The organism is uncultured Rothia sp., assembly GCF_963555405.1.
In the GTDB taxonomy this organism is placed as follows: domain Bacteria; phylum Actinomycetota; class Actinomycetes; order Actinomycetales; family Micrococcaceae; genus Rothia.
Genome location: NZ_CAUVVO010000002.1, coordinates 299,909 through 321,783, shown reverse-complemented (window position 1 = coordinate 321,783; position 21,875 = coordinate 299,909). Strand labels below are relative to the sequence as shown.

Sequence of the window (21,875 nt, the reverse complement as noted above, 5' to 3'; positions counted from 1 at the left end):
TGCGGTACCTCACCCCAGTATTCCCCTTCCTGCCTCCGCGCACACTCTTCCCAAGCCGAGGGCCCGCGGTGTATTCCCCGACGCACCCCGCACCCACTACTCCACCTTCCCGGAGAGGGGAGGGGATAGGGGAGAGGCCGGTATGTTCCGTCGCGACATCAGGGTGTCCGAAGCGGAGCGAGGACGGGTTCCCTGCAGGAGCTAGGAACATGCCGCCTCGACCTGTCCAACCCAAGCCGCATCCTAAACCCTTAGCTCAGCCTCCACATCCCAACCCCAAAATAAAAAGCCCCGCGACGAAGTCCGGGGCTTTTGGAGCGGCTGACGGGAATCGAACCCGCGTATCAGGCTTGGGAAGCGTGCGCTCTACCATTGAGCTACAGCCGCATCTTTTTCAGTGTATCGCGCCTGCTTGCTGGGCGTGAAATGTGTTGCGGCTGTTTGTGTGCGGGGCGGCGGGGTTGAAATGTGATGTAGGCCTGTGTGCTGGGGCTGGTGGATGCCTGCACGTGGGTGGTGTTTGCCAGGTATCCTTTAAGCGTGCTTATTTCAGATCGCGATATTCGTCAAGAGATTGCTGATGGGCGCATCGTTCTTGAACCGTTCGATGAGTCGATGATTCAGCCTGCAAGTGTGGACGTGAGGATTGATCGTTTCTTCCGTCTGTTCGATAACCATAAGTACCCGCATATTGATCCTGCTCAGCCGCAGGAGGATTTGACGCGCCTGGTGGAGGTGGCTCCTGATGAGCCGTTTATTTTGCATCCGGGTGAGTTTGTGTTGGGTTCTACGTATGAGAAGGTGACTCTGCCTGATGATGTGGCTGCCCGCCTGGAGGGTAAGTCGTCGTTGGGCCGTCTGGGTTTGTTGACTCACTCTACGGCTGGTTTTATTGATCCTGGTTTTTCGGGGCATGTGACGCTTGAGTTGTCGAATATGGCGACTTTGCCGATTATGTTGTGGCCGGGTTCTAAGGTTGGTCAGTTGTGTTTCTTCCGCCTGAGTAGCCCGACTGAGCATCCGTATGGTTCTGGTGCGTATGGTAACCGTTACCAGGGTCAGCGTGGCCCGACTGCTTCGCGTAGTTATTTGAATTTTCATCAGACGATGATTCCTGCGGATGGTTCTGCGGAGTCTTAGTCTTTCCCGCTTTGGGGTGCGGGCGTGCAGGCTGTGTGTTTGTGCGCCCGCGTTGGGCGGTTTTTCGCCTGTTTGTGCTCGTGCGTTCACTCGCGTGCGGGTTTTTATCTCTCACTCTCTAAGGATTTTTTGATGAATCTGAAGCCTGTTGTTCTGCGTGTTGCTGGCGCGGAAGTTTCTGTGTATCTGATTGATATGTCGGACTCTTTTGTGGAGCGTTTTAAGAAGGCGTGGGAGCCTCTTGCTCCGGAGTTTTTTGATACTCCTGATGAGGCGTATGCTTCGTTGTCTCGTTTTGATCAGGTGATGCTGGTTCATGCGCCGACTGATGAGTCGGTGATGGATTTGGCGAATCCGTTGATGGGTTCGTTTGATAAGGTTTCGACGCTGCGTGTGGCTGATGATGATTCGGGTATGCAGGATCTGACGAGCCGTATTACGTTGGCGATGATTGAGCAGCTGGTTGGTCGCGGTGTGATGCTGCATGCGGCTGTTATTGGTGACCCTGAGTCGAAGCGCGCTGTGGCGCTGGTGGGTGTTTCTGGTAGCGGTAAGACGACTGCGTCGCGTTTCTTGGGTTCGAAGTTTGCGTACTTGACTGATGAGACTGCGATTATTTCGGATGAGGGTGTTGTGTCGCCGTATCCGAAGCCGCTGTCTGTGATTGTTGACCCGAATGCGCCGAAGGATCAGCAGAACCCGGTGGATTTGGGCCTGAACGTGGTTGATCGTGATGACCTCAGCTATGAGCTGTCGCGTATTGTGTTCATTTCTCGTGATGAGTCGGCTTCTGAGCCGTATTTTGAGCGTGTTCCGCTGCACGAGGCTCTGGTGTTCTTGAGTGAGCAGAGTTCGGGTCTGGCGCGTCACCCTGAGGGTGTTGTGTCGCTGGCTAAGCTGGTGGAGCGTTGCGGTGGCGTGTGGCGCCTGGTGTACTCGGAGGTTGAGGATACTTTGCCGCTGGTTCAGGATCTGCTGAATGGTGGTGAGCTGCCGAATGCTGATGAGGTTGAGAGCCTGGAGAAGTACACGGTTGAGGATCACCTGCCGGGTGTGTTCTTGAACGGTACGATTGCGGTGTCTCGTATGCCGGGTACTTCGGGTGTGCGTGTGGGTGAGGACGGCCCGTTCTTGCTGCTGTGCGACACTGAGCTGAATGAGCTGTCTGATTTTGCGGCTGAGTGCTGGCTGCAGGCTGAGGGCGACATTTCGTATGATGACCTGTTTGCACGTTTGGCTGAGATCTTTGAGGGTCTGCCTGCGGAGGCGTATGACGAGAATTTGAGCGCTCTGGCAGCTGGTTCGATGCTGTGGGTCCGTGTGATTGATGATCCGCTGATTGATGACGCGACCTGGGCTCAGATGACGAGCGATGAGGTTCTGGATGAGGAGGAGCAGCAGATTGCGCTGGATTCCTCTGAGGATGCTGTCTCTGAGGATGAGGATGACGTGGTGGAGGACTAGCCACCGTGGCTTACTGAGCTCCGCTTGGTAGGCGTTGCTCGATAGGCACTGCTTAAGCACAAGGGAGGGGCGGGTAGAAGATAATCTTCTACCCGCCCCTCCCTGTGTGTTTGCAAAGTTGCGTTTACGAGGTTGCGTTTGCAGGCTTGTATTTGCGGGGTTTGCAAGGACGCTTAGCCCCGCGACGCCTTACCGAGCAACACTACTGGGCTGCCTTGTCGCGGCGCTTCTGTTCACGCTTCTGCTCGCGGCGAGCCGCACGCATACGCAGCGGACCGGGCGCCTTCACCGGCAATAGTAGGAGCAGACCCGCCACCACAACGATCAGAATACCGAGCACACCCCAAATCTGCGCGCCCATGATGCTCACGCACAGACCGAACAGCATCGGCGCCAGGAAGCTGGTGGCACGACCGGTGGTCGAGTACAGGCCGAACAGCTCACCCTCAGTGCCGGGATCCGCCAGACGCGCCAGGAAGGTGCGGGACGCCGACTGTGCCGGGCCCACGAACAGGCACAGCAGCAGAGCGCATACCCAGAACACACCAGGCTGAGGGAAGAACAGCAACGGGGTAGCCGCCAAGATAATGCCGACCAGCGAGATAACAATAATCGCCTTCGGGCCCAGGTAGTCATCCAGGTAGCCGCCCAGGATCGCGCCAGCCGCCGCGACAGCGCTACCGGCAATACCGAACAGAATCACCTCGGAAGTACTGAAACCGAACGTGCCCGCCGCAAGAATACCGCCGAACGTAAAAATACCGGACAGACCATCACGGAACACCGCCGAAGCAATCAGGAACCACAGGGTCTGCGGGGACGTCATCTTCAGGCGACGAATCGTGCGCCACAGCGCCTTGTAGGAGGCGAGCAGACCGCCCTGACGAGCCGGGGAGAGACGCTCCATACCGAGCTCCAGGAAACGCAGTTCGCGGGTGGGCAGCACCTCCGGCAGGAAGCGCTCGCGGGTGCGCATACGCACCAGCAGCGGCAGGCAGAAGATCAAACACCAGGCGGCGGCAAACAGTGCGACCGCACGGATATTCAGGGCGTTATCGGTGGTCAGGCCGAGTACTTCGGGGGTAAGCACAAAACCCCACAGCACCACAGCCAGCGCCAGGATGCCGCCAATGTAGCCGGCGGCCCATCCTGCGCCCGAAATCTTACCGATATTCTCCGGGTGGGAGATGCGCGGCAGTACGGCGTTATAGTTCACGTACGCGAACTCGCTGAACACGCTTGCCGCAGAAATCAGGGTGACACCCAGCCACAGGTACTGCGGGGTGGGGCCCACGAAGAAGCACGCCGCCATCGAACCGACTAGTAGCATGGTGTTCACACCGAGCCAGAAGATGCCTCTGCCGGACTTATCGTTACGCTGACCGGTGACCGGTGCCAGAATCGCAATGAGGAAACCGGCAACGGTCAGACCCAGCGACAGTGCCGACGAAGTCTCTTCGGGCGTGCCGAAGTAGCTGCTGGTCAGGTACACGGTGAAGATGAAGGTCGTCATAATCGAGTCGAAGCTCGACGAACCAACATCCCACATGACCCAGGACGCGACCGAACGGCGGCTGTTCGCGTGGTCAACGACCCTACGCTGAGCCTTCGTCTTACGGCGGGGAGAAGAAATAGTCATAGTTGTGCTTTCGGATGCCGAGGTGGCGCTTCAGCGTAGCGGCGGCGTGAAACCGGCTGAAGTGGGGAGGGCGTGCTGAAGAGGGAACACCAGGCGGTACGTACCGAGTGAAGATACGTACCGCCTAGTTCATGAACTTTCGCGCGGAAGGCGCAAAGTCTTAGTTGAAGAAACGACGCTGCAGGCGAGCAATACCGAAGCTCACCACAGCACCCACGACGGAGGTCAGAACGGTCCAGAGGATGACCTGACGCAGGGTATCTTCAGACTCGTGGGAAATGGCGGGAGGCTGGTTACCGGTAGCCTTGGTCCAGGCTGCGCCCAGGCCCTTACCAACCAGGGCAGCAGCGCCCATGTTGATACCCGCAATAGCAAGCTTAGCGACGGGGTTCATGTGTATCTCCTTAGCTGTATACGATGCGGCGTCCTGCCCGTGAACCCCTTCGGGGTTGGGTGAGAAAAGAGCGCCACTCTCTAGCGTATAGGGTTTAAGGCGTTCGTGCCGCCTTGGAGCCTCTCCGTCCCAAAATTGTACACCGTGCAATTCTGTAATGCGGGCAGAAGAACGAAACAAAAAGCGGCAAATTGGCGCGAACAGTCAGACACGCCTACAATCGAACCTGGGCTTCCACCCGCACTAAACGGTACGGACAAGGAACCCCAAACGACAGGGGAGCGCCACCGAGGCGCTGAGAGTGCTAAGCAGACCCTCGAACCTGATCCGGTTAGTACCGGCGTAGGGAGTCGAATTTCTTCTCAATGCCCTCGTCCAATCAGAGGGCGAGGACATTCCCCTTCCAACGACGGAAGGACCACCAATGTCACAGAACGTAACCCCCGCCTCCCAGGCATCTACCCAGGCAGAAGCGAAGAAGCCGAACCTGCGCTGGCGAGTCAACGAAATCGTCATCGCTGCAGTTATCGCAGTAGCCTGCGCCGTCATCTTCTGGATCTGGGACATCGCAGTCGGCCCCGCCGCCAAAACCGCACTTGTAGCAGCACCAGAATTCCGCCCCATCGTCGCCGGCGCATGGCTGCTCGGCGGCACCCTCGGCGGCCTGCTCATCCGCAAGCCCGGTGCCGCACTCTTCGGCGAAATCGTCGCAGCATTCATCTCCGTACTTTTCACCGGCGGCGCGTGGAGCGGCGAAATCCTGATCGCGGGCTTCTTCCAGGGCGTCGGCGCTGAAATCGCCTTCGCAATCTTCCGCTACCGCCGCTGGAACGCAACTATCGCCATCTTCGCCGGTGCGCTCAGCGGCCTGTTCATGGGTGTTAACGAAATCTTCATCTACTACCCCGACATGGAACCGCTCAAGGCAATCATCTACGTAGCGTGCGCCGTCATCTCCGGCGCAGTCATCGCAGGCTTCCTCGCATGGATTCTCGTGCAGAACCTCGCCAAGACCGGTGTGCTCTCCTCGCTGGCATCCGGCAAGACCCGCCGCTAACCACCAGCAACTAGCCACCAACTAGTCACTCACCACGAGTCACCACTCGGCACGCAACAGCAGCCACACAAAAGGCTAAGGAACCATCATGGAAGCAACACCGCGCGGGGCGCGCATCGAGCTCAACAACTTCAGCTGGCACCACCCCGGACGCCCAGAACCCGTCATCAGCGGACTCAACCTCACCATCAACCCCGGTGAAAAAGTCCTGCTGCTGGGCACCTCCGGCGCCGGCAAATCGACGCTCCTGCACGCTATCGCCGGTGTGCTCCACGATGACGACGGCGAATCTGCCGGCGGCACCATCACCATTAATGGGCAGGCACCCGCCGAAGCACGCGGCACCGCAGGCATGATGCAGCAGGACCCCGAATCCTCCATCGTCATGGCAACCGTCGGCAACGACGTAGCGTTCGGCCCCGAAAACCTGCGCGTACCCCGCGAAGAAATCTGGGGCCGCGTCACCGAAGCCCTCACCGCAGTAGGGCTCAACGACCTTGCCCTCGACCACCCCAGCAGCGCGCTGTCCGGTGGGCAGAAGCAGCGCCTCGGCCTGGCGGGCATCCTCTCGATGCACCCCGGCGCCATGATCCTCGACGAACCCACCGCCAACCTCGACCCCACCGGCGTGCAGGAGGTGCGCGACAGCATCCTTGCCGCCGCGGAGGCGACCGGCGCGACCCTGCTTGTCGTAGAGCACCGCGTGAGCATCTGGGCACCGCACATGGACCGCATTATCGTGCTCGGCGAAGGCGGCACCATCACCCACGACGGCGCACCCGACACCGTGCTCACCGAAGCACGCCAAGAACTCATCGACGCGGGCGTGTGGGTACCCAACTACGTGCCGCGCGCGCCGCAGACCGGTGATATTGCGGGCGGCGAAAGCGAGCACGGCGAGGCGCTTCTCCGCGCCGAAAACCTCAGCATCACCCGCGCACAACCCACCCCCAAACAACGCCGCGCACGCCGACGCACCATCAAACGCCTCGGCGACACCCCCGCACCCGCACCCATCGACCTGCCCGTACTGCGCGGCGGCATCAACCTCACCCTGCGCGCCGGCGAACACCTCAGCGTGCTCGGCCCCAACGGCGCCGGCAAATCAACCCTAGCCCTCACCCTCGCGGGGCTCCTCACCGCGCCCGACGGCACCCTCACCGCCACCGACGCGCTGCGCAATCACGGCGGCGACCACGGCGGCGAGCCCGCACACTGGGACGTGCCCACCTGGACCCCCGCCCAAATGCTCAGCCGCATCGGCTACGTCTTCCAAGAACCCGAATACCAATTCATCCGCGGCACCGTACGCGAAGAACTCGAACTCGGCCCCCGCCGACTCGCCGCACTTACCCGCGAACCCCTCAACGAAGACGACCTCACCGCACGCACCAACGAACTCGCGGCCCGCCTGCGCCTCACCCACCTACTCGACGCCAACCCCTTCACCCTCTCCGGCGGCGAAAAACGCAGGCTCTCCGTAGCCTCCGCGCTCGCCACCGCACCGAAAATCCTCATCCTGGACGAACCCACCTTCGGCCAAGACGCACGAACCTGGGCCGAACTCGTCGACCTCATCCGCGAACTCCTCGCAGGCGGCACCGCCGTCATCTCCATCACCCACGACGAAGACTACACCGCCGCACTCGGTGGCAACCACATCACCCTACCCGCCCTAGAACCCTCCGAAGCCCTCACCACCCCCGGAAAGGAGAACGCATGAACACCGACTTCTTCGGCACCATCGACCGAACCAGCTACTTCAGCAACCTCAACGCCGGCGTAAAACTCATCGTCTCCTTCACCCTCATCATCGCCGCACTCATCGTACGCGACCCCCTCACCTCCGGAATCCTCTTCGCCCTCGAACTGCTCGGATTCATCCTCGTCGGCTTCCGCCCCGTCAACGTCCTCACCCGCTTCTGGCCCATCCTCATCGCCGTCATCACCACCGGCTGGTCCGTCGCCATGCTCAGCGCCAAAAGCGGCACCACCATCCTCGACCTCGGCTTCAACAGCATCACCACCGACTCCGCCGCCGTCGGCGCAGCCATGATGATCCGTTCCCTCGCCATGGTCCTACCCACCCTCGCATTCGTACTCACCACCGACCCCACCGACCTCGGCGACTCCCTCGCACAAACCTTCAAACTACCCTCCCGATTCGTGCTCGCCACCGTCGCCGCACTCCGCCTCGTCGGCATCCTCTTCGCCGAATGGAACGCCCTCGGCCAAGCACGACGCGCCCGCGGACTCGGCGCAGGCCAATCCCTCGCCGGACGCGCCCAAACCTTCGGCGGGCAAAGCTTCGCCCTGCTCGTGCAGGCTATCCGCCGCGGCTCCCGCCTAGCCATCACCATGGAGGCGCGCGGCTTCGGCGCAGGCGAACGCACCTGGGCTCGCGTACCCTCCTATTCGCCGCGTGACGTGCACGTGAGCATTGCTGCCGCCGTCATCATTGCTGTTGCGTACGGTGCGTCTATTGCGGCGGGTACGATTCAGTTCCTCTGGGGCTAGTTCGTTCCGTTTCTAGTTTCGCTTTCGTGACTCCGCTTGGGAGACGGTATTCGCCCTCGTTCCTACAGGGGAAGCGGGTGCCGCATATTTCCTCCGCGCCTACGCAGGGGCACCCGTCACCCGGACGCTCCGCTTTCTCCTTGCTTCGCTGCGGAGAGCGTCCGGGCTGACACCCTGAGGGCGCTTCCGGAAAACGCGGCACCCTTCGAGCCTCTTCAGGAAGCAACCGCGAACGTACAATAAAACTATGTCTAGTACCGTAATTCTTCTGAACGAGCAGAACCCGCAGGGCATCTTTGTCGACCCGTCCGTGCCCCTCATCAGCGTTGATGATCAGGGCTTCACCCGCGGCGACGGCGTCTTCGAGACCATGCTGTCCGTCAACCGTCGCGTGCGTAAGCTCGGCATGCACCTGTCCCGCCTCGAGTCGTCGGCGCGCATGCTGGATCTGCCCGACCCGGAACCCGAGATTCTGCGTTCGGCGGTGGAGCGCCTCATGCGTGAGGCGACCGCCGGTGCGGAGACTGCGCTGGGTGAAGAGCACATCGTGAAGATCATTATTTCGCGCGGCCCCACCCAGGCGGTGACCTCCATGCAGCCGGGCCCGTACACGCTGATTATGGCGTCGCCGGTGCCCGCCTCCATCGTGAAGCGCCGTACCGAGGGCGTGAAGGCGATGCTGCTGCCGCGCGGCCACGAGCCGATGGACAACAGCGCCTACCCGTGGCTTCTGGCGGGCGCGAAGACCCTCTCCTACGCGGTGAACATGGCGGTTCTGCGGTACGTGCAGGAGCGCGGCGCAGATGACGCTATCTTCATCACTGACGAGCGTCGCGTGCTGGAGGGTGCTACTTCTTCGGTGCTGGTTGCCAAGATTGAGGACGGCAAGAAGGTGCTGTACACGCCCGAGCCGAGCCACGGCATCCTGCCCGGTACCACGCAGGGCGCGGTGTTCGAGGCGGCACGCCAGGCCGGTTGGGAGCTGGGCTTCGGACCGCTCTACCCGCAGGATTTATTCGAGTCGGACGGCGTGTGGTTGGCGTCGTCGGTGCGTCTGATTGCGCCGGTGACTCACCTGAACGGTACGGCGCTGGCGCATGACCCGGAGCTGACCGCGACGCTGTTGAACTACCTGGCGCAGCAGAGCTAAACGCGTACACAAAGGGACGGTATTATCCGAGCGAGGATAATACCGTCCCTTTGTGCTGTCTACGGTCAAGGGCAGGAGGTGCGTGTACCTTCCTGAAGCGACATCAGGGTGCCCGAAGCGAAGCGAGGGCGGGTGCCCCTGTAGGAGCGAAGGAAGAGTACAAGCGCCTCCCTAACTGCTACAGCAAATACAGCAAAGCCCCGGATGCGCAACCCTCAGCAGGTTGCCCATCCGGGGCTTTAGCTACACAAAAATCAACAACAGGCTAGTGGCCCGCCGCCGGAGCCTCATGGCTCTTGCCGTCCGCCGAGTAGTCCGAATCCTTACGCGGCGTAGTCCACAGCACCAGCGCCGTCAGGACCGCGAAACCAAAAATGGAGAAGCCCATCGGCAGGTACTCATGCTCACCGGCAAACGACACCAGCGGCGCCGCCAACGCACCCAGCATCGCCTGAACCGTACCCATCACCGCCGACGCACTACCCGCCATGTGGCGCGCCTCGTTCAACGCCAACGCCGAAGCATTACCAAAAATCAGGCCGCACGAGCTGGTCAGCAGGAACAGCAGAACCAGCGTCGGCACCAGCGAAATACCGACAAGGAAGCTAACCAACAGCAGCGAAGACACCACCAGCAGGCTCACCACGCCGACATTCACAATGCGGCGCTGCGCCACGCGTCCAACCAGCTTGGTTGCAATCGCGCTGAACAGCACAATGCCCAGCGAGTTCACACCGAACACAATCGTGAACTGGGTTTCGGACAGGCCCAGAATCTTCTGTAGCACAAACGTCGAACCAGAAATGTACGAGAACAGCGCACCAAACGCGAAGCACATCGTCAGCATAAAACCCAGGTAGCGGCGAATCTTGAAGACCTTCGGCAGCTCCGAGTACACGCTCAGGGCAGTGCCCTGGTAGCGTTCCTCCACCGGCAGGGTCTCCTTAATCACGAAGATCACGCCGAGCATCATGATCGCGGTAATCACGCCGAGCACATGGAAAATATCGCGCCAACTACCCCACGACAGCACCCAGCCGCCAAACAGCGGCGCAAGCACCGGCGCGAAGCCGTTAATCATCATCATGACGCCCATGAGCTTAGCGGTCGCCAGGCCCTCAGTCGTATCAGCCACGATAGAACGCGCCAGCACCGCACCAATCGAACCGGTGAAGCCCATCATGAAACGCGCAAAAATCAGCAGCTCAATATTTGGCGCGAAACCACACGCCGCCGTCGCAATGAAACAGATCACCGCACCGATCAGCAGCGGCTTGCGGCGGCCCGTCTTATCCGATAGCGGGCCCACGACCAGCTGGCCGAGCGCCATACCCACCATGAACGCACTCAACGTCAGGGAGGCGTTCGTGCTGGTGGTGTTCAGGTTCTCAGCGACTGCGGGCAGCGCCGCCAGGTACATGTCCGTAGCGAGCGGCGCGATAGCGGTCAACAGCGCCAGAACAACAATGAAAAGGGGCGATAGCCCGAAGGAGGTCTTAACCGACTTCGAAGACATTAGTCTTAGTTTTTCTTTCTGTGTGATGCGCGTGCAACGGCGCCTGCGGCTCTACAAGACGTGGATGCGGCGGTACCGGATCCGGGGGTGAGCTTGCGCAAGCTGGAAGCACAACTTGTTCACGGTAGCAGAATTGGGCGTGGCTTCGTAAGTTAAATGTTTGATATTTTTTTGAGCTGGGTTGGGAGGGCTCCGCTTGGTTCCTTCGTGCTCAGCCTTCTGGCTGGCTTGGAAGGCGGCGCTCACCTGCGCAGGTACAGCAAAGGGACGGTGTTATCCACGCTCCTACAGGGGCACCCGTCCTCGCTTCGCTTCGGACACCCTGATGTCGCTTACGGATAACACCGCCCCTTGAGCGGCTTGGCTTAGCCTGCCGCTCAGCTCCCAGTACTGAAGAAATATTTGAGAAATATTCTTGAGAAGCATTGCTCGGGGCGACCGCATAACTTACGTTGGTCATACCACGCGATATGACCGGAGGGCCCCTCAGATGCGCAACCACTATTACAAATATTTGCTATGCATCCTGCTGCTTATAGTTTGTGTCTTGCTTGTAATCCTTGCTGTGCTTTCTAACAACAACCCGGGTAACGAAAAAGACGGCGCTGCCTCCACGCACGCGCCGAGCAGTACCTCAACCTACTGGGATAAGGACCGCATGGAATCCGCTAGCCCGGCTCCCATGCCCGAATAAAACAGCGCCTGAATAAAACTGCCTCTAAATAGCCGTAGGGCCCAATGCCTCGAGATACACGAAGCATTGGGCCCTACTGTCTTGTAGGCAGCTGTTACTGCGCCGCGCTGTCGTAGATGAAGTCCACGGTCGCGTAGTCCTCCGGGATTTCGGCGAGCAGCGCCTCCTCCTGCGCCGCCCAGCGTTCCCAGTGCGGGCGGAACGTGTCACCGTCACGAGCCATAGCCCGTTCGTAACGCACCTCGTCCGGGGCGGTTGCGAGGATACGCACCTCGCAGGCGCCAGCAATCGCGCCGACACCCTCACAGATGATGACCTGCGTAGCCGCCGGGTCGACGGTGCGCACCTCACCGGGGGCGCCCGCCTCCCAATCCCACGGGGTGTAGGTTCCGGCAATACCTTCGGTCAGCTGCACGGACAGCCCGTCCCACGCCTCCACGCCGTCGAAGAGGCCGTCCCAGCCGGGGTAGAAGTCGTCCAGGTGCAGCACGTGCACGCTGTGCCCGGCGGCGGTGAGCTCCTGCTCAAGCTGCGCGGCGAGGCTGGTTTTGCCGGTGCCGCTGCGGCCGTCAATGCCGATAATCAGCGGGATCTGCGCGAAGTCGGCGAGGAACTGGGCACGGAATTCGGTGAATTCGGCGGTGTCCATGTCAAAGTCGTTGCCGATGCCGTGCTCCAGGCGCAGCATGTCTTTGCAGAGTTCCAGGATTTCGGTGGTGCCGGTGACGTGGCGGTTCTGGTTCAGGGGAATACGCTGACTCACTGCGCGTCGCCTTCCTGCTTGAGGTGGTCGATGAGGCCGCGTGCAGCGGCGTCAATGAGGCCGGTGGTGTACACGAAGTCGCGTTCGCTACCGTACCAGGGGTCGTAGATGCCGAGCTGGTCCAGGTGGGTGGTGGTGACCTTCGGGTCGAAGCTGCGCATCATGCGGATCTTGGCTTTGTCGTCGTCGTTGCGGGCGAGGGCTTTGAGGCGCAGGTAGTGGGGTGCGTCCATTGCGAGGATGAGGTCGTTGCGGTCGAAGTCCTCGACGGTGAAGACGCTGGCGCGGTGCGCGGACGGGTCGATACCGCGGGCGGTGAGCTGCGCGGCGGCGCGCGGGTCGATGCGGTTGCCTTCTTCTTCGTTGCTGATGCCGCTGGAGGTGACGGTGACGGGCACGCCGGCTTCTTGGGCGTGCTGGCGGATAAGGTATTCGCCGACGGGGGAGCGGCAGATGTTGCCGGTGCAGACAGTCATGATTCGGTACATGGTTCTAGTGTATCGGTGGGGTAGAGGGTGGTTGGGCACGGCGGGTAATTGGGGCGGTGCTTTGGGCGGTGCTGTGAGGGGCGGATGCGCTCGCGGAGGGTGTGAAAAGGCCCCGCCGACAAGGGGTCGGCGGAGCCTTTTAGAGGTGAATGCTATTCGGTTATGTTTTCTTCTCCAGTGCTGGAGTTATCTAGCGGCTCTGCAGGCGCACTAGTGATGTAGCCCTGTAGCTCATCATCCCAGTCGAAGAGCACCGTGCCAACCGGGATAATAAACGGTTTACCACGAAGCGTAGCCTTTCCAGGCTCAATAAGTTTACTACCCTCACGAACTGTGAATTCGTGTTCTCCTTGATTATCCGACAGTACAGCAAATCGTGCTCTGAATGTTATATCAGAACCTTCGTTATTATCCACAAATTTTGGCGAGATCTCTTTAAACGTTGCTTCGCCGAAGTCCGCGGTTTGGGTGAAGATCGCCCTGGTGAAGTGCGCGGTTTGGGCGAAGGTCGCCTTACTGAAGTCTGCGTTTTGGGTGAAGGTCACCCAGCTGAAGTACGCGTTTTGGGTGAAGGTCGCCTTACTGAAGTCTGCGGTTTCGGTGAATTTTACCTGGTGGAAGTACGCGGTCTGGGTGAAGGTCGCCTCGCTGAAGCGCGCGTTTTGGGTGAATTTCGCCCAGCTGAAGCGCGCGTTTTGGGTGAATTTCGCCCTGCTGAAGTCTGCGGTTTGGGGGAAGGTCGCCCCGCTGAAGTATGCGTCTTGGGTGAAGGTCGCCCCGCTGAAGTTCGCGGTTTGGGTGAAGGTCACCCTGCCGAAGTGTGCGTTTTGGGTGAAGGTCGCCTCACTGAAGTCTGCGTTTTGGGTGAAGGTCGCCCTGCGGAAGTTCGCGTTTTGGGTGAAGGTCGCCCAGCTGAAGTTCGCGGTTTGGGTGAAGGTGGTCCCGCTGAAGTCTGCGTTGCTGTAGAACTTGGCAGAAGAAAAATTACCTTTCTCAATCGTGACGGCGTTGAGAGGATAGAAAATGGGAGCTCGGCTGAAATCGAAATCAAAGTCACTCCAGATTCCTGGAACGGTTTCTATTATTGCACCCTTATCATTCTTGGTGAAGATACTACTGCGCTTGCTCATCTCGACGAAGATAGTGCGGCGTACGTCCTGTTCTTCGTGGAACTTTGCATAGTCTGCGGTGATGTCTTCAGGTTTTTCGTATTCATCAGAATCTTCGAAACGCTTAAGCAGGACCTGGAGTCGTGAAGACTTTCCTTCGCTGAGTTTCTCGGATTCTGTTTTCTGGAGATTTTCTAGTGCTTTGCGGGCTTCGTATTCTTCAATTTCCTCTGCCAAGGGGAAAGGCGAACGAATGTAAGAGCAGAGATTATTGATAATAACCTGCCCTTCTTCCTGCTGTTTATCTTCGGCGAGGCTATCGTCTGCAAGCCACTCATCGACCAAACCCACGAGGGTATAGATACCGCCCAAGCGGACAGCCGCTTTCTCGTTAGCTAGCTGCTCGACCGCTTTGGTGTAACGACTACGGCGCTCTGCATGAACCTGGCGGATATGGTCGCGTTCGTTCTTGTTCTTCTCCTGAGTATTTTTGCGGTGGGTTTCCGAGAGCGTGAGCATAGTGAGGGCTCCTGCTAAAACTGCGAGGATACCCTGACGAACGGACACAATGCTATTGCCATCATTGATGAGCCCAGGGATTAGCGGGGGAACGAAAAAAGCGATGGGAACCCCAACCACGGCTAACACAATGAGGACTGTATAAAACCAGTACTTACTCCACCAGCTGGGCTCCCGTTGGGGCTTTTGGGAATCTTTAATCGGTTTAGTCATATCCCTATCTCTATCTCCTTTGAGAGGAACGGTCACCTTTCAGCATAGTGCACAAGCTACCTGGCAGAGACTTCCATAGGCCATAAGCGAAGGCCCCGCCAGCGTGGGGCTGGCGGGGCCTTGATACACAAATTATTCAGAACCTTCAGCTGGTTCTGAAGAGTCACTCACATTGATGTCTCTCTTGTTCTCTTCGTCCGGCGGACTGAACTCAAAGAGGTAAGAACCAACTGGGATAGAGCGAAGAATGGTTGTGCCATCAAAGAGAGTGAAATCTACAACTCCCATATCAATGAGAGTTGGGCTGTCTTTAGCAACCTTGAAATCGTGTATGGCGGGGTACCGAAAAGAAGCTTGTGAAAATAGTATCTTTGCATCACTCGTCATGTCCTTCTTGGTATTGCGCTGAGATGTAGCTTTAGCGTTATAAAAATCAACTTCATTGAAAAAACGTGCTTTGTGAAAGCTCGTTATATTTGTAAATGTTGCTCCATAGAAAATAGCTCCACCATGGAAAAGGCAGCCGTCAAATTCTGAATTTCCGCCAAAGTATGAGGCATCAAATTTGAAATTTACATCGGGTTCATTTGGGAACCCAAACTCCGATTTTTCAAAACTCACCCCTTTTATAAAATGTGCATTTAAAAAATCTGCCATATTGACAAATGTTGATTTATAAAATGAGACTTTTTTATTAAAGGTAGATTTATGGAATAGAGACCCACCTCTAAAAATTGCCTCTCTAAAGGTCACATCTGTAAATGTTGCGGAGCTGAAGTTTACTTTCTTCATGAAATGTGATCCCGAAAAATCAGACGCTCCATCAAAAGTCGATTTAGAAAAATCTGCATCTCCTACAAAAGTTGTTCTGACTTCAGCTCCTGGCCCCTGTAGTATCCATTCTATAGAATTACTCATCTCTTCAACTTTGGAGAGCGTAAACTTACTGGTCTTGTAAAAATGAGTGCCGATAAACCTTACCTGTTGAATGAAGGTGGATCCGGAAAATTTTGAGTTGTTTTTAAAATGTGTGTTGGAGAAATCTACTGCTCCCTCAAACCTGGAATTTGAAAAATCTACTTCAAGATTAAATATAGATTCTGCAAAGTTGGCGTATCCATAAAAATTAGAATAGCAAAAATTGACCTTAGGGAATGTTGTACGATTAAGTGGATAAAATATATCTGATCCACTAAGGTTGAGTGTGAAAGAATTCCAAATTTTGAATTCATAATCTTTATTGATGGTTTTTAAGCGATTGCTAATCTCTTCGAAAAATGCGCGGCGAATTTCGCGTTCATCGCGCAACTTTGTTCTATCTTGTTCAAAATCTCCTTCATAATCTTTTGGTGAGGCAAAGGACTCAAGGGTAGTTCGCTTACGTGCAAGCGGAAAAGGTGAACGGATATAGGTGCAAAGGCTGTTAATAATGACTTGCCCTTCTTTTTGCTTCTGAAATTCAGTCATATCAGAGTCAGCTATCCACTCGTCGATAAGGCCAATGAGAGTATAGATACCACCCAGGCGGAGGGTTGCTTTCTCATCAGCTAATTGCTCAACGGCCTTAGCATAGCGGCTGCGACGTTCTGCATGTACCTGGCGGATGTGGTCATTTTTATTCTTCTCCTTTTCAATGTTGTTCTTTCTGTGAGTCTCGCCAAGAGTGACAACACCAAGAACACCGCCTGTGGTATAGAGGATAAGTTGGCGAAGGACTCGACCATCATCCATCGGGCCGAAACCTGAATTAAGCGCAACTGGAAGAATGATAGCTAGGGCACCACCGAAGGCCGCAATTGCCCCAATCCAGCTGTAGAAGACTGGTACTTTCTGCTTTGCACAGGGGGTATGAGAAAGAGCTAGGAATAATGCAACTAGGATAATGCATCCTAGTAGCCATATCCAGGCATTGCTAGCATCAAGAAGCATGTATTTATCTCCTATGTTATGGGATCAAGAATTGTTGCCGTATTAATATGTTTTATTTTTAATATTTTATTAGATAATATTGCTAATTTGTTAGTATTGGGGGTAATGTAATTAATATTATAGAGTGAACTATTTGGCTGGTAGGCTAGTGTAAGTGTATCTTTGCGTTTTTTCATCCCAATCAGATTCTGGGTCAATAAGGCAAGATCCTACGGGTATATTCAACTCCTTGCGTGCGGCCCTATGGTCTTTGTTGTTTAATGGCATGCAGGCTTTCCCTATATTAAAATTGAATCGACTGGAATTCTCTACACTGAATATGTGCGATGAATTATAGCTAAAGAAAGTGGACATATATATGTATTCATTTGGTGTTTTTGGTTTGGGGGAAGTGTTTGCCCTCTTAATGTGAAATACTGGTTCTTTGTCGAGGGTTACATCGATAAATCTTGATTTATCGAGGAATTGCGATTCTAAAAATATAACCCTTCCGTGAAAGTGTGAGTAACTAAAGTTTACAGAGTTGTAGAAAATTGACATAGAAAAATCGGCATCACCATAGAAGTCGGATTTAAAAAAAGAGGCGTTGTGAAAACTCATATTGAGGAGCGGGTAAAATATCTGTGACTCACTAAAATTAAAAACAAATTTGCGCCAGATTTCTGACGTGGAATTTTCTTCTTTGATATTATTGGCGACTCGGACACTCATTTCTCTGAAAATTGTTACCCGAAGATTCTGCTCTTCGCGAAGCTTTAAAGAATCAGCAATAAAGTCGCCTTTAAACCTTCTTGGGCGTTTTTTAGATTCGAGGAGCTCACGCTTTTCTGCAAGAGAGAAGGGTGAACGAATATAGGCGCAAAGGTTATTGATAATAATTTGCCCCTCTTTTTGTTGTTCTTTTGGGTCGAGGGTATTGTCAGCAACCCACTCATCGACAAGTCCAACAAGCGTGTAGACACCTCCCAAGCGAACGGTTGCTTTCTCATCAGATAACTGTCCAACTGCGATTGTGTAGCGGCTGCGGCGTTCTGCGTGTACCTGGCGGATGTGGTCATTCTTATTCTTCTGGATGTCATCCTCGACCTTGCGACGGTCAACCTGGTTCTTCCAATCAGTCTGTAGAAGAGTCAAGATGGCGATGATACCACCAGTTATGTAGAGAACGTGTAGACGAAGATCCGCAATTATTCTCGGTTCCGGGTAATCCTTCGAATCTGCGGGGATAAGTGAACCGAGGAACGGAACGCAAGTCCAGGACTTCCACAAAGGAACTGTGAGAGCTAGAAGCCCTCCTAACGTTCCAAGGACTACAAGTACCCAGAAAAAAAGGCTGTTATAGAAACGAATTCTCTTGGGTGAGTTATCTTTGTTCGTCAAGACAATCTCCTATCTTCGGTGAAAGGAATAGAGTTACCTCTCAGCATAGTGCAAAATTGTCTGACCTGTGCTTCTATCGGTCATACACAGAGGCCCCGCCACATATTCAATGCGGCGGGGCCTTCGTGTAATTACTGCGCAGGCTCACTCATGCGCGTGTACTCCTTCTGCCGTGCATCCCAAGACGCCAGATTGAAGAGCACCGCCCCGACCGGGATACGGTAGCCCACGCCGTTCAGAACAGCTGTGCCCAGCGGAATAGGCTGGCTGCCCTCGTAAACCGCGAAGTTATGCGCCTCCTGACCGGCAGAATCCGAACCGGCAGGCAACACAGCGAACCGTGCCCGGCACATTTCACCCGAGTCAGCATTTTCAGCTGCGAAGAGCGGCGGGCTCTTCACGAAAGACACATTGCAGAAATCTGCAACGCCCATAAAGGTTGCCCCAGCGAACTCCGTGCCTGCCTCGAAGACCGCATCAGCGAACCAAGCAAGCTGCTCAAATACAACTCCGCTGAAGTTGGCATCAGTGCTGAAAGCCGCCGTGCTGAACCCGGCATACCCCTCAAAGACCGCCTCACGGAACTCTGTAGCCCCCGTAAAATCCGTCCTGAAGAAGCTCGCATTACCGCCGAAAGACGCCCTGCAGAACCCCGCGTTTCCACTAAAGGCTGCGTCACTAAACCGAATATCTGCCGCAAACGCCGCGTCGTGGAAGTCCGCGTGCCCTCTAAAAGAAGCCTCGTGGAACTCCGCATTAGCGTTGAAGGTTGCATTGTCGAAGCTCGCACTATGGTTGAACGTCGAACAGGTAAAGTCCGCGTCCCGACCGAACGTTGCATTCGCGAAGTAGGCGCCCTCAAAGCTCGCCCCGTTGAAGCTCACCGCCCGCGCGAACGTCACCCCACCGAAGCCGACACACGCCGTGAATGTCGCCTTGCTAAAGTCGGCATCCTGCGTGAAGATCGCGTTACCGAAGTTCGCGTACTGCGGGAAATCCATCTCATAGCTGGTTCTCGGCAGCGCAATAAATGACGACCGGCTGAACGTGGCGTCGCCGTCGAATCGCGCCCCACCAAAATCCTCGTACTGCGTGAAGGACGCCCCGCTAAAGTCCGCCGCGCTCGCAAAGCGTACGTTGCTGAACATTGCGGACTGCTTGGTGACTACACCGGCAAAGCGCGCGACCCCGCCGAACAGCGACTTGGAGAACACCGCCGGACGGTTGAAGACCGACGCGGCGAAGTGCGCTTCATCGTGGAACGTGGAGGCGGTGAATACTGCCTTTCCGTCGAAGGTGACCGCCGCGAAGCTGGCTATGCCTGCGGTGTTCAAGCGCGAGAAGTTGGCATCGGATTTGAAGGCGGATACCGCGAAGTCAGCCGCAGCCGAGAAGACCGCGTCTGAGAAGTCAGCCTCGCCGGTGAAGGTTACGGTCGCGAAGCTTGCCGCGTCTGCAAAGCGTGCCCCGCTGAACTCTGCCGCGCCCGCGAAGTGTGCGGCGCTGAAGCCCACCCAGTCGTTGAAGTTCGCGCTGTTGAAGGATGCGTCAGCGGTGAACTGTGCCGCGGAGAAGCTGGTGTCACCGTGGAAGGTTGCGCCGCTGAAATCTGCCGGGCCGTAGAAGGTTGCGGAGGCGAAGTCAGCGTTCTGAAAGTGCAGCTGTTGTAGCGGGTAGAAGATGGGTGCGCCGCCAAAGTCGAAGCACAGATCAGCCCATGTCGGCGATATTGGCGGTACAGCGTGCTGGTTTTCCTCGTTGCCAGTCTTGTTGTTCTCGGCGACGGCGCCGAGGCGGCGGCTGAACTCCATGAAGACCGTGCGGCGCACTAGCTGCTCTTCGCGGAGCGCCTCCTGCTCGTGCGTAAAGTCACCTTCGTACCCTTCGGGGGCTTCGTCTGCTTCTAGGGTCTGCCGTTTTTGTGCGAGGGGGTAGGGCGTGCGGATGCATCCGGTCAGCGCGTCGATAATGGTCTGGGCTTCTTCGCGGCGTACTTGCGTGGGGAGGGAGGTGTCAGTGAGCCATCCGTCCGCGAGGTTTACGAGCGTGAATACCGCGCCGAGGCGTACGGCGGGTTGTCCGTCGAGGAATTGTTCGAGAGCGTGCGTGTAGCGTTTGCGCCGCCTGGCCTGCCTCTGCTGGATGTGGGCCGAGGTGTTTTTGCGTTGCCGTAGCGCAGTTAAGAGTTTGTTGAGGTTCATGGCGGTGTGCCCTTCCTGCTCCGGTGCTGGCTTATATCCAGCATAGGGGAGAGCCCCACCCTTGCGCGCTCGCGCTGGGCAAAGAGAGGCCCCGCCTGCACGATATGTGCAGACGGGGCTTCTTCTTTATAAGGCCAATATTTGGTGTTACTCTGCAGGGTTGCTGACTCGGGTATATTCCTGTTTTTTCTCATCCCATGAATCAGGATCGTAAAGACGGGAATTCACAGGAATCTTCGCCTCAAACCGTTTGTATCTTCTTTTACCCACGAGAGTTACAGATTTGACATCTATTTTGGACATATCAGGATGGTTTAAATTAAGAAAATTATGCACGGAGGAACAATTGAAAATAGCGCCTTCAAAGAAAACTTGGCCATCTTGTAGAACTGGCGTGATTATAGTGGATCCTTTGAAAATTGAACTTTCGAATATTGCGCCTGCCTTAAGCGTCGTTGCCTGAAAATTTAATTCTTTTTCAAAACACGAATCACTGAAAAGAGCTGTCCCCTGGAAGTATGCGCATGAGAAGGAAGCGTCTCCAAAATAATGAGTATCTGCAAATATTGGAATTCCTTGGAAGTCTGAAAAACTAAAATCTGCTAGCCCAAAAAATTTTGAATTGCGAAAATTTGGATTGAAAAACCTTAGCCTGTTAAGAGGGTAGAAAATGGTTGATTTACTAAAGTTAAATTCAAACACATGCCATGATGTGTAATCTCGTTTTTCTTTCTCATCAAGGGGGTGAAGACGGACGCTTATCTCATCAAAAATGCTTCGGCGTACTTCCTGTTCTTCGCGAAAGGTTGCCTGGTCTGTGAAGAAGTCTCCTGCGTAGTCAGTAGGAGGTGTGTCAGTGCTGAGAATTATTGCTTTTTGCGCCAAAGGGAAAGGTGAACGAACATACTCGCATAAAATATTTATAATATTTTGCCCATTTTTGTGAGCCTGCTCTTCGGGGATATCGGAGTCACTGAGCCACTCGTCTGCAATAGATGCAAGGCCGTGGATGGCGTTAATTTTTGAATAATAATTTTCGCTTCTTAAATTATCCACAAGAAGCCTGGTTCGTTCATGGCGCTGAGATTGGGCGTCAGAAGAGATGTTCTGGACAATGGATATGTGGTTATTTGATGGTTTCTGCATGACTCCGAAGATTCCGAGAGATGCAGAGATAAACCCGACATAATCATTAATAAATTTTAGATTCAGTATCGATAATGAGGCAAAAATGAATCCCGCTGGGAAAGTAAGATATTTTAAATCTTTAAGCAGGTATTCTATAAAATTTTCAGATTTTGATTTTGAATTATTCCAGAGAATTAGCATATATATTATAAAAATTACCGAAAGGATGGAGAATGTTAATATGTTTAAGAATTCATATTCAAATGGAAATGGTGCATTTTTTAGTGAATTTTGAAATATTGATATTAGGCCATGGAGGATTAGAGCGATGGCAAAAATCCAACCCGGTATTTTCATTGATTTATATTTGGAGGTTCTGCTTGTGGGTGCACTGGTAAGTCCACGACTGCCAGTATGCGCGGGGCTACTTTGCTCTTGCATCGGAGTCTCCTGTCTGCTTCGAGAGGATGGGGGCGTAACCAGCATACGGCAGGTGGGTAGCCTCAAGCCACAGGTGAAGGTTAGAGAATTACGGGTCGGACAAGCGGAGATGCCCTCGTCGGGAGAGCGAAAG

At 55.5% G+C, this 21,875-nt stretch carries 17 protein-coding genes, 1 tRNA gene and 1 riboswitch; of the genes, 7 read left to right on the top strand and 11 right to left on the bottom strand.

Features of this window, described 5'->3' with window-relative positions; translation table 11 throughout:
* Window positions 1-313: 313 nt before the first annotated feature.
* Window positions 314-387, bottom strand: a tRNA-Gly gene (locus RWL87_RS02735).
* Between the two features lie 153 nt (window positions 388-540).
* On the opposite strand from RWL87_RS02735, the gene dcd reads away from it, so the two are divergent.
* Window positions 541-1,140, top strand: coding sequence for a dCTP deaminase (gene dcd / locus RWL87_RS02730; RefSeq protein ID WP_070819134.1), 600 nt, complete (start codon window positions 541-543; stop codon window positions 1,138-1,140).
* A gap of 132 nt (window positions 1,141-1,272) precedes the next feature.
* Complete coding sequence (locus RWL87_RS02725) at window positions 1,273-2,604, top strand: septin family protein (protein ID WP_313968813.1); 1,332 nt, start codon at window positions 1,273-1,275, stop codon at window positions 2,602-2,604.
* 202 nt (window positions 2,605-2,806) lie between these two features.
* Here RWL87_RS02725 and RWL87_RS02720 read toward each other — a convergent pair whose 3' ends face one another.
* Window positions 2,807-4,243 (bottom strand): MFS transporter, encoded by a 1,437-nt coding sequence (locus RWL87_RS02720; protein WP_313968812.1) that lies wholly within the window; start codon window positions 4,241-4,243, stop codon window positions 2,807-2,809.
* A 160-nt stretch (window positions 4,244-4,403) separates the two neighbouring features.
* On the bottom strand, window positions 4,404-4,637 hold the full coding sequence (locus RWL87_RS02715) for a DUF4235 domain-containing protein (protein ID WP_005506756.1): 234 nt from the start codon (window positions 4,635-4,637) through the stop codon (window positions 4,404-4,406).
* 265 nt (window positions 4,638-4,902) lie between these two features.
* A riboswitch (TPP riboswitch) is annotated at window positions 4,903-5,003 on the top strand.
* A 58-nt stretch (window positions 5,004-5,061) separates the two neighbouring features.
* Here RWL87_RS02715 and RWL87_RS02710 point away from each other — a divergent pair.
* From RWL87_RS02710 to RWL87_RS02695, 4 genes are all read left to right on the top strand, one after another.
* Window positions 5,062-5,694: an ECF transporter S component gene (locus tag RWL87_RS02710; RefSeq protein ID WP_303934927.1), complete on the top strand. Its 633-nt coding sequence runs from the start codon at window positions 5,062-5,064 to the stop codon at window positions 5,692-5,694.
* A gap of 88 nt (window positions 5,695-5,782) precedes the next feature.
* On the top strand, window positions 5,783-7,417 hold the full coding sequence (locus RWL87_RS02705) for an ATP-binding cassette domain-containing protein (protein ID WP_313968811.1): 1,635 nt from the start codon (window positions 5,783-5,785) through the stop codon (window positions 7,415-7,417).
* Window positions 7,414-8,211: an energy-coupling factor transporter transmembrane component T gene (locus RWL87_RS02700; protein WP_313968810.1), complete on the top strand. Its 798-nt coding sequence runs from the start codon at window positions 7,414-7,416 to the stop codon at window positions 8,209-8,211. Before RWL87_RS02705 ends, RWL87_RS02700 begins: the two co-directional genes overlap by 4 nt.
* A 247-nt stretch (window positions 8,212-8,458) precedes the next feature.
* Entirely contained in the window at window positions 8,459-9,361 is a 903-nt protein-coding gene (locus RWL87_RS02695) for an aminotransferase class IV (protein ID WP_005509006.1), read from the top strand.
* A gap of 265 nt (window positions 9,362-9,626) precedes the next feature.
* On the opposite strand, the gene RWL87_RS02690 is transcribed toward RWL87_RS02695, so the two are convergent.
* Window positions 9,627-10,877 carry a multidrug effflux MFS transporter gene (locus RWL87_RS02690; RefSeq protein ID WP_313968809.1) on the bottom strand — a complete coding sequence of 417 codons (1,251 nt, stop codon included), beginning with the start codon at window positions 10,875-10,877 and terminating at the stop codon, window positions 9,627-9,629.
* 565 nt (window positions 10,878-11,442) lie between these two features.
* Between RWL87_RS02690 and RWL87_RS02685 the strand changes: the two genes are divergently transcribed.
* Window positions 11,443-11,571 carry a hypothetical protein gene (locus RWL87_RS02685; RefSeq protein ID WP_313968808.1) on the top strand — a complete coding sequence of 43 codons (129 nt, stop codon included), beginning with the start codon at window positions 11,443-11,445 and terminating at the stop codon, window positions 11,569-11,571.
* Between the two features lie 94 nt (window positions 11,572-11,665).
* Here RWL87_RS02685 and RWL87_RS02680 read toward each other — a convergent pair whose 3' ends face one another.
* From RWL87_RS02680 to RWL87_RS02650, 7 genes are all read right to left on the bottom strand, one after another.
* The gene (locus tag RWL87_RS02680) at window positions 11,666-12,334 is read right to left on the bottom strand and encodes a hypothetical protein (RefSeq protein WP_313968807.1); all 669 of its coding nucleotides are present in this window, start codon (window positions 12,332-12,334) and stop codon (window positions 11,666-11,668) included.
* Window positions 12,331-12,810, bottom strand: coding sequence for a low molecular weight protein-tyrosine-phosphatase (locus tag RWL87_RS02675; protein WP_313968806.1), 480 nt, complete (start codon window positions 12,808-12,810; stop codon window positions 12,331-12,333). Before RWL87_RS02675 ends, RWL87_RS02680 begins: the two co-directional genes overlap by 4 nt.
* Before the next feature lie 164 nt (window positions 12,811-12,974).
* A complete protein-coding gene (locus RWL87_RS02670) occupies window positions 12,975-14,663 on the bottom strand; it encodes a pentapeptide repeat-containing protein (RefSeq protein WP_313968805.1) in 1,689 nt (562 codons plus the stop codon).
* A gap of 132 nt (window positions 14,664-14,795) precedes the next feature.
* Window positions 14,796-16,592: a pentapeptide repeat-containing protein gene (locus RWL87_RS02665; protein WP_313968804.1), complete on the bottom strand. Its 1,797-nt coding sequence runs from the start codon at window positions 16,590-16,592 to the stop codon at window positions 14,796-14,798.
* A 129-nt stretch (window positions 16,593-16,721) separates the two neighbouring features.
* Complete coding sequence (locus RWL87_RS02660; protein ID WP_313968803.1) at window positions 16,722-17,972, bottom strand: pentapeptide repeat-containing protein; 1,251 nt, start codon at window positions 17,970-17,972, stop codon at window positions 16,722-16,724.
* Window positions 17,973-18,103: 131 nt separating this feature from the next.
* Complete coding sequence (locus tag RWL87_RS02655; protein WP_313968802.1) at window positions 18,104-20,173, bottom strand: pentapeptide repeat-containing protein; 2,070 nt, start codon at window positions 20,171-20,173, stop codon at window positions 18,104-18,106.
* Window positions 20,174-20,320: 147 nt separating this feature from the next.
* On the bottom strand, window positions 20,321-21,742 hold the full coding sequence (locus RWL87_RS02650; RefSeq protein WP_141755860.1) for a pentapeptide repeat-containing protein: 1,422 nt from the start codon (window positions 21,740-21,742) through the stop codon (window positions 20,321-20,323).
* Window positions 21,743-21,875: the final 133 nt, after the last annotated feature.

Excerpts from the sequence above, each read along its gene's own strand:
- RWL87_RS02725 (WP_313968813.1), top strand. The coding sequence starts at position 1,273 with ATGAATCTGAAGCCTGTTGTTCTGCGTGTTGCTGGCGCGGAAGTTTCT.
- RWL87_RS02720 (WP_313968812.1), bottom strand. The coding sequence starts at position 4,243 with ATGACTATTTCTTCTCCCCGCCGTAAGACGAAGGCTCAGCGTAGGGTC.
- RWL87_RS02715 (WP_005506756.1), bottom strand. The coding sequence starts at position 4,637 with ATGAACCCCGTCGCTAAGCTTGCTATTGCGGGTATCAACATGGGCGCT.
- RWL87_RS02710 (WP_303934927.1), top strand. The coding sequence starts at position 5,062 with ATGTCACAGAACGTAACCCCCGCCTCCCAGGCATCTACCCAGGCAGAA.
- RWL87_RS02705 (WP_313968811.1), top strand. The coding sequence starts at position 5,783 with ATGGAAGCAACACCGCGCGGGGCGCGCATCGAGCTCAACAACTTCAGC.
- RWL87_RS02700 (WP_313968810.1), top strand. The coding sequence starts at position 7,414 with ATGAACACCGACTTCTTCGGCACCATCGACCGAACCAGCTACTTCAGC.
- RWL87_RS02695 (WP_005509006.1), top strand. The coding sequence starts at position 8,459 with ATGTCTAGTACCGTAATTCTTCTGAACGAGCAGAACCCGCAGGGCATC.
- RWL87_RS02690 (WP_313968809.1), bottom strand. The coding sequence starts at position 10,877 with ATGTCTTCGAAGTCGGTTAAGACCTCCTTCGGGCTATCGCCCCTTTTC.
- RWL87_RS02675 (WP_313968806.1), bottom strand. The coding sequence starts at position 12,810 with ATGACTGTCTGCACCGGCAACATCTGCCGCTCCCCCGTCGGCGAATAC.
- RWL87_RS02670 (WP_313968805.1), bottom strand. The coding sequence starts at position 14,663 with ATGACTAAACCGATTAAAGATTCCCAAAAGCCCCAACGGGAGCCCAGC.
- RWL87_RS02665 (WP_313968804.1), bottom strand. The coding sequence starts at position 16,592 with ATGCTTCTTGATGCTAGCAATGCCTGGATATGGCTACTAGGATGCATT.
- RWL87_RS02655 (WP_313968802.1), bottom strand. The coding sequence starts at position 20,173 with ATGAACCTCAACAAACTCTTAACTGCGCTACGGCAACGCAAAAACACC.
- RWL87_RS02650 (WP_141755860.1), bottom strand. The coding sequence starts at position 21,742 with ATGCAAGAGCAAAGTAGCCCCGCGCATACTGGCAGTCGTGGACTTACC.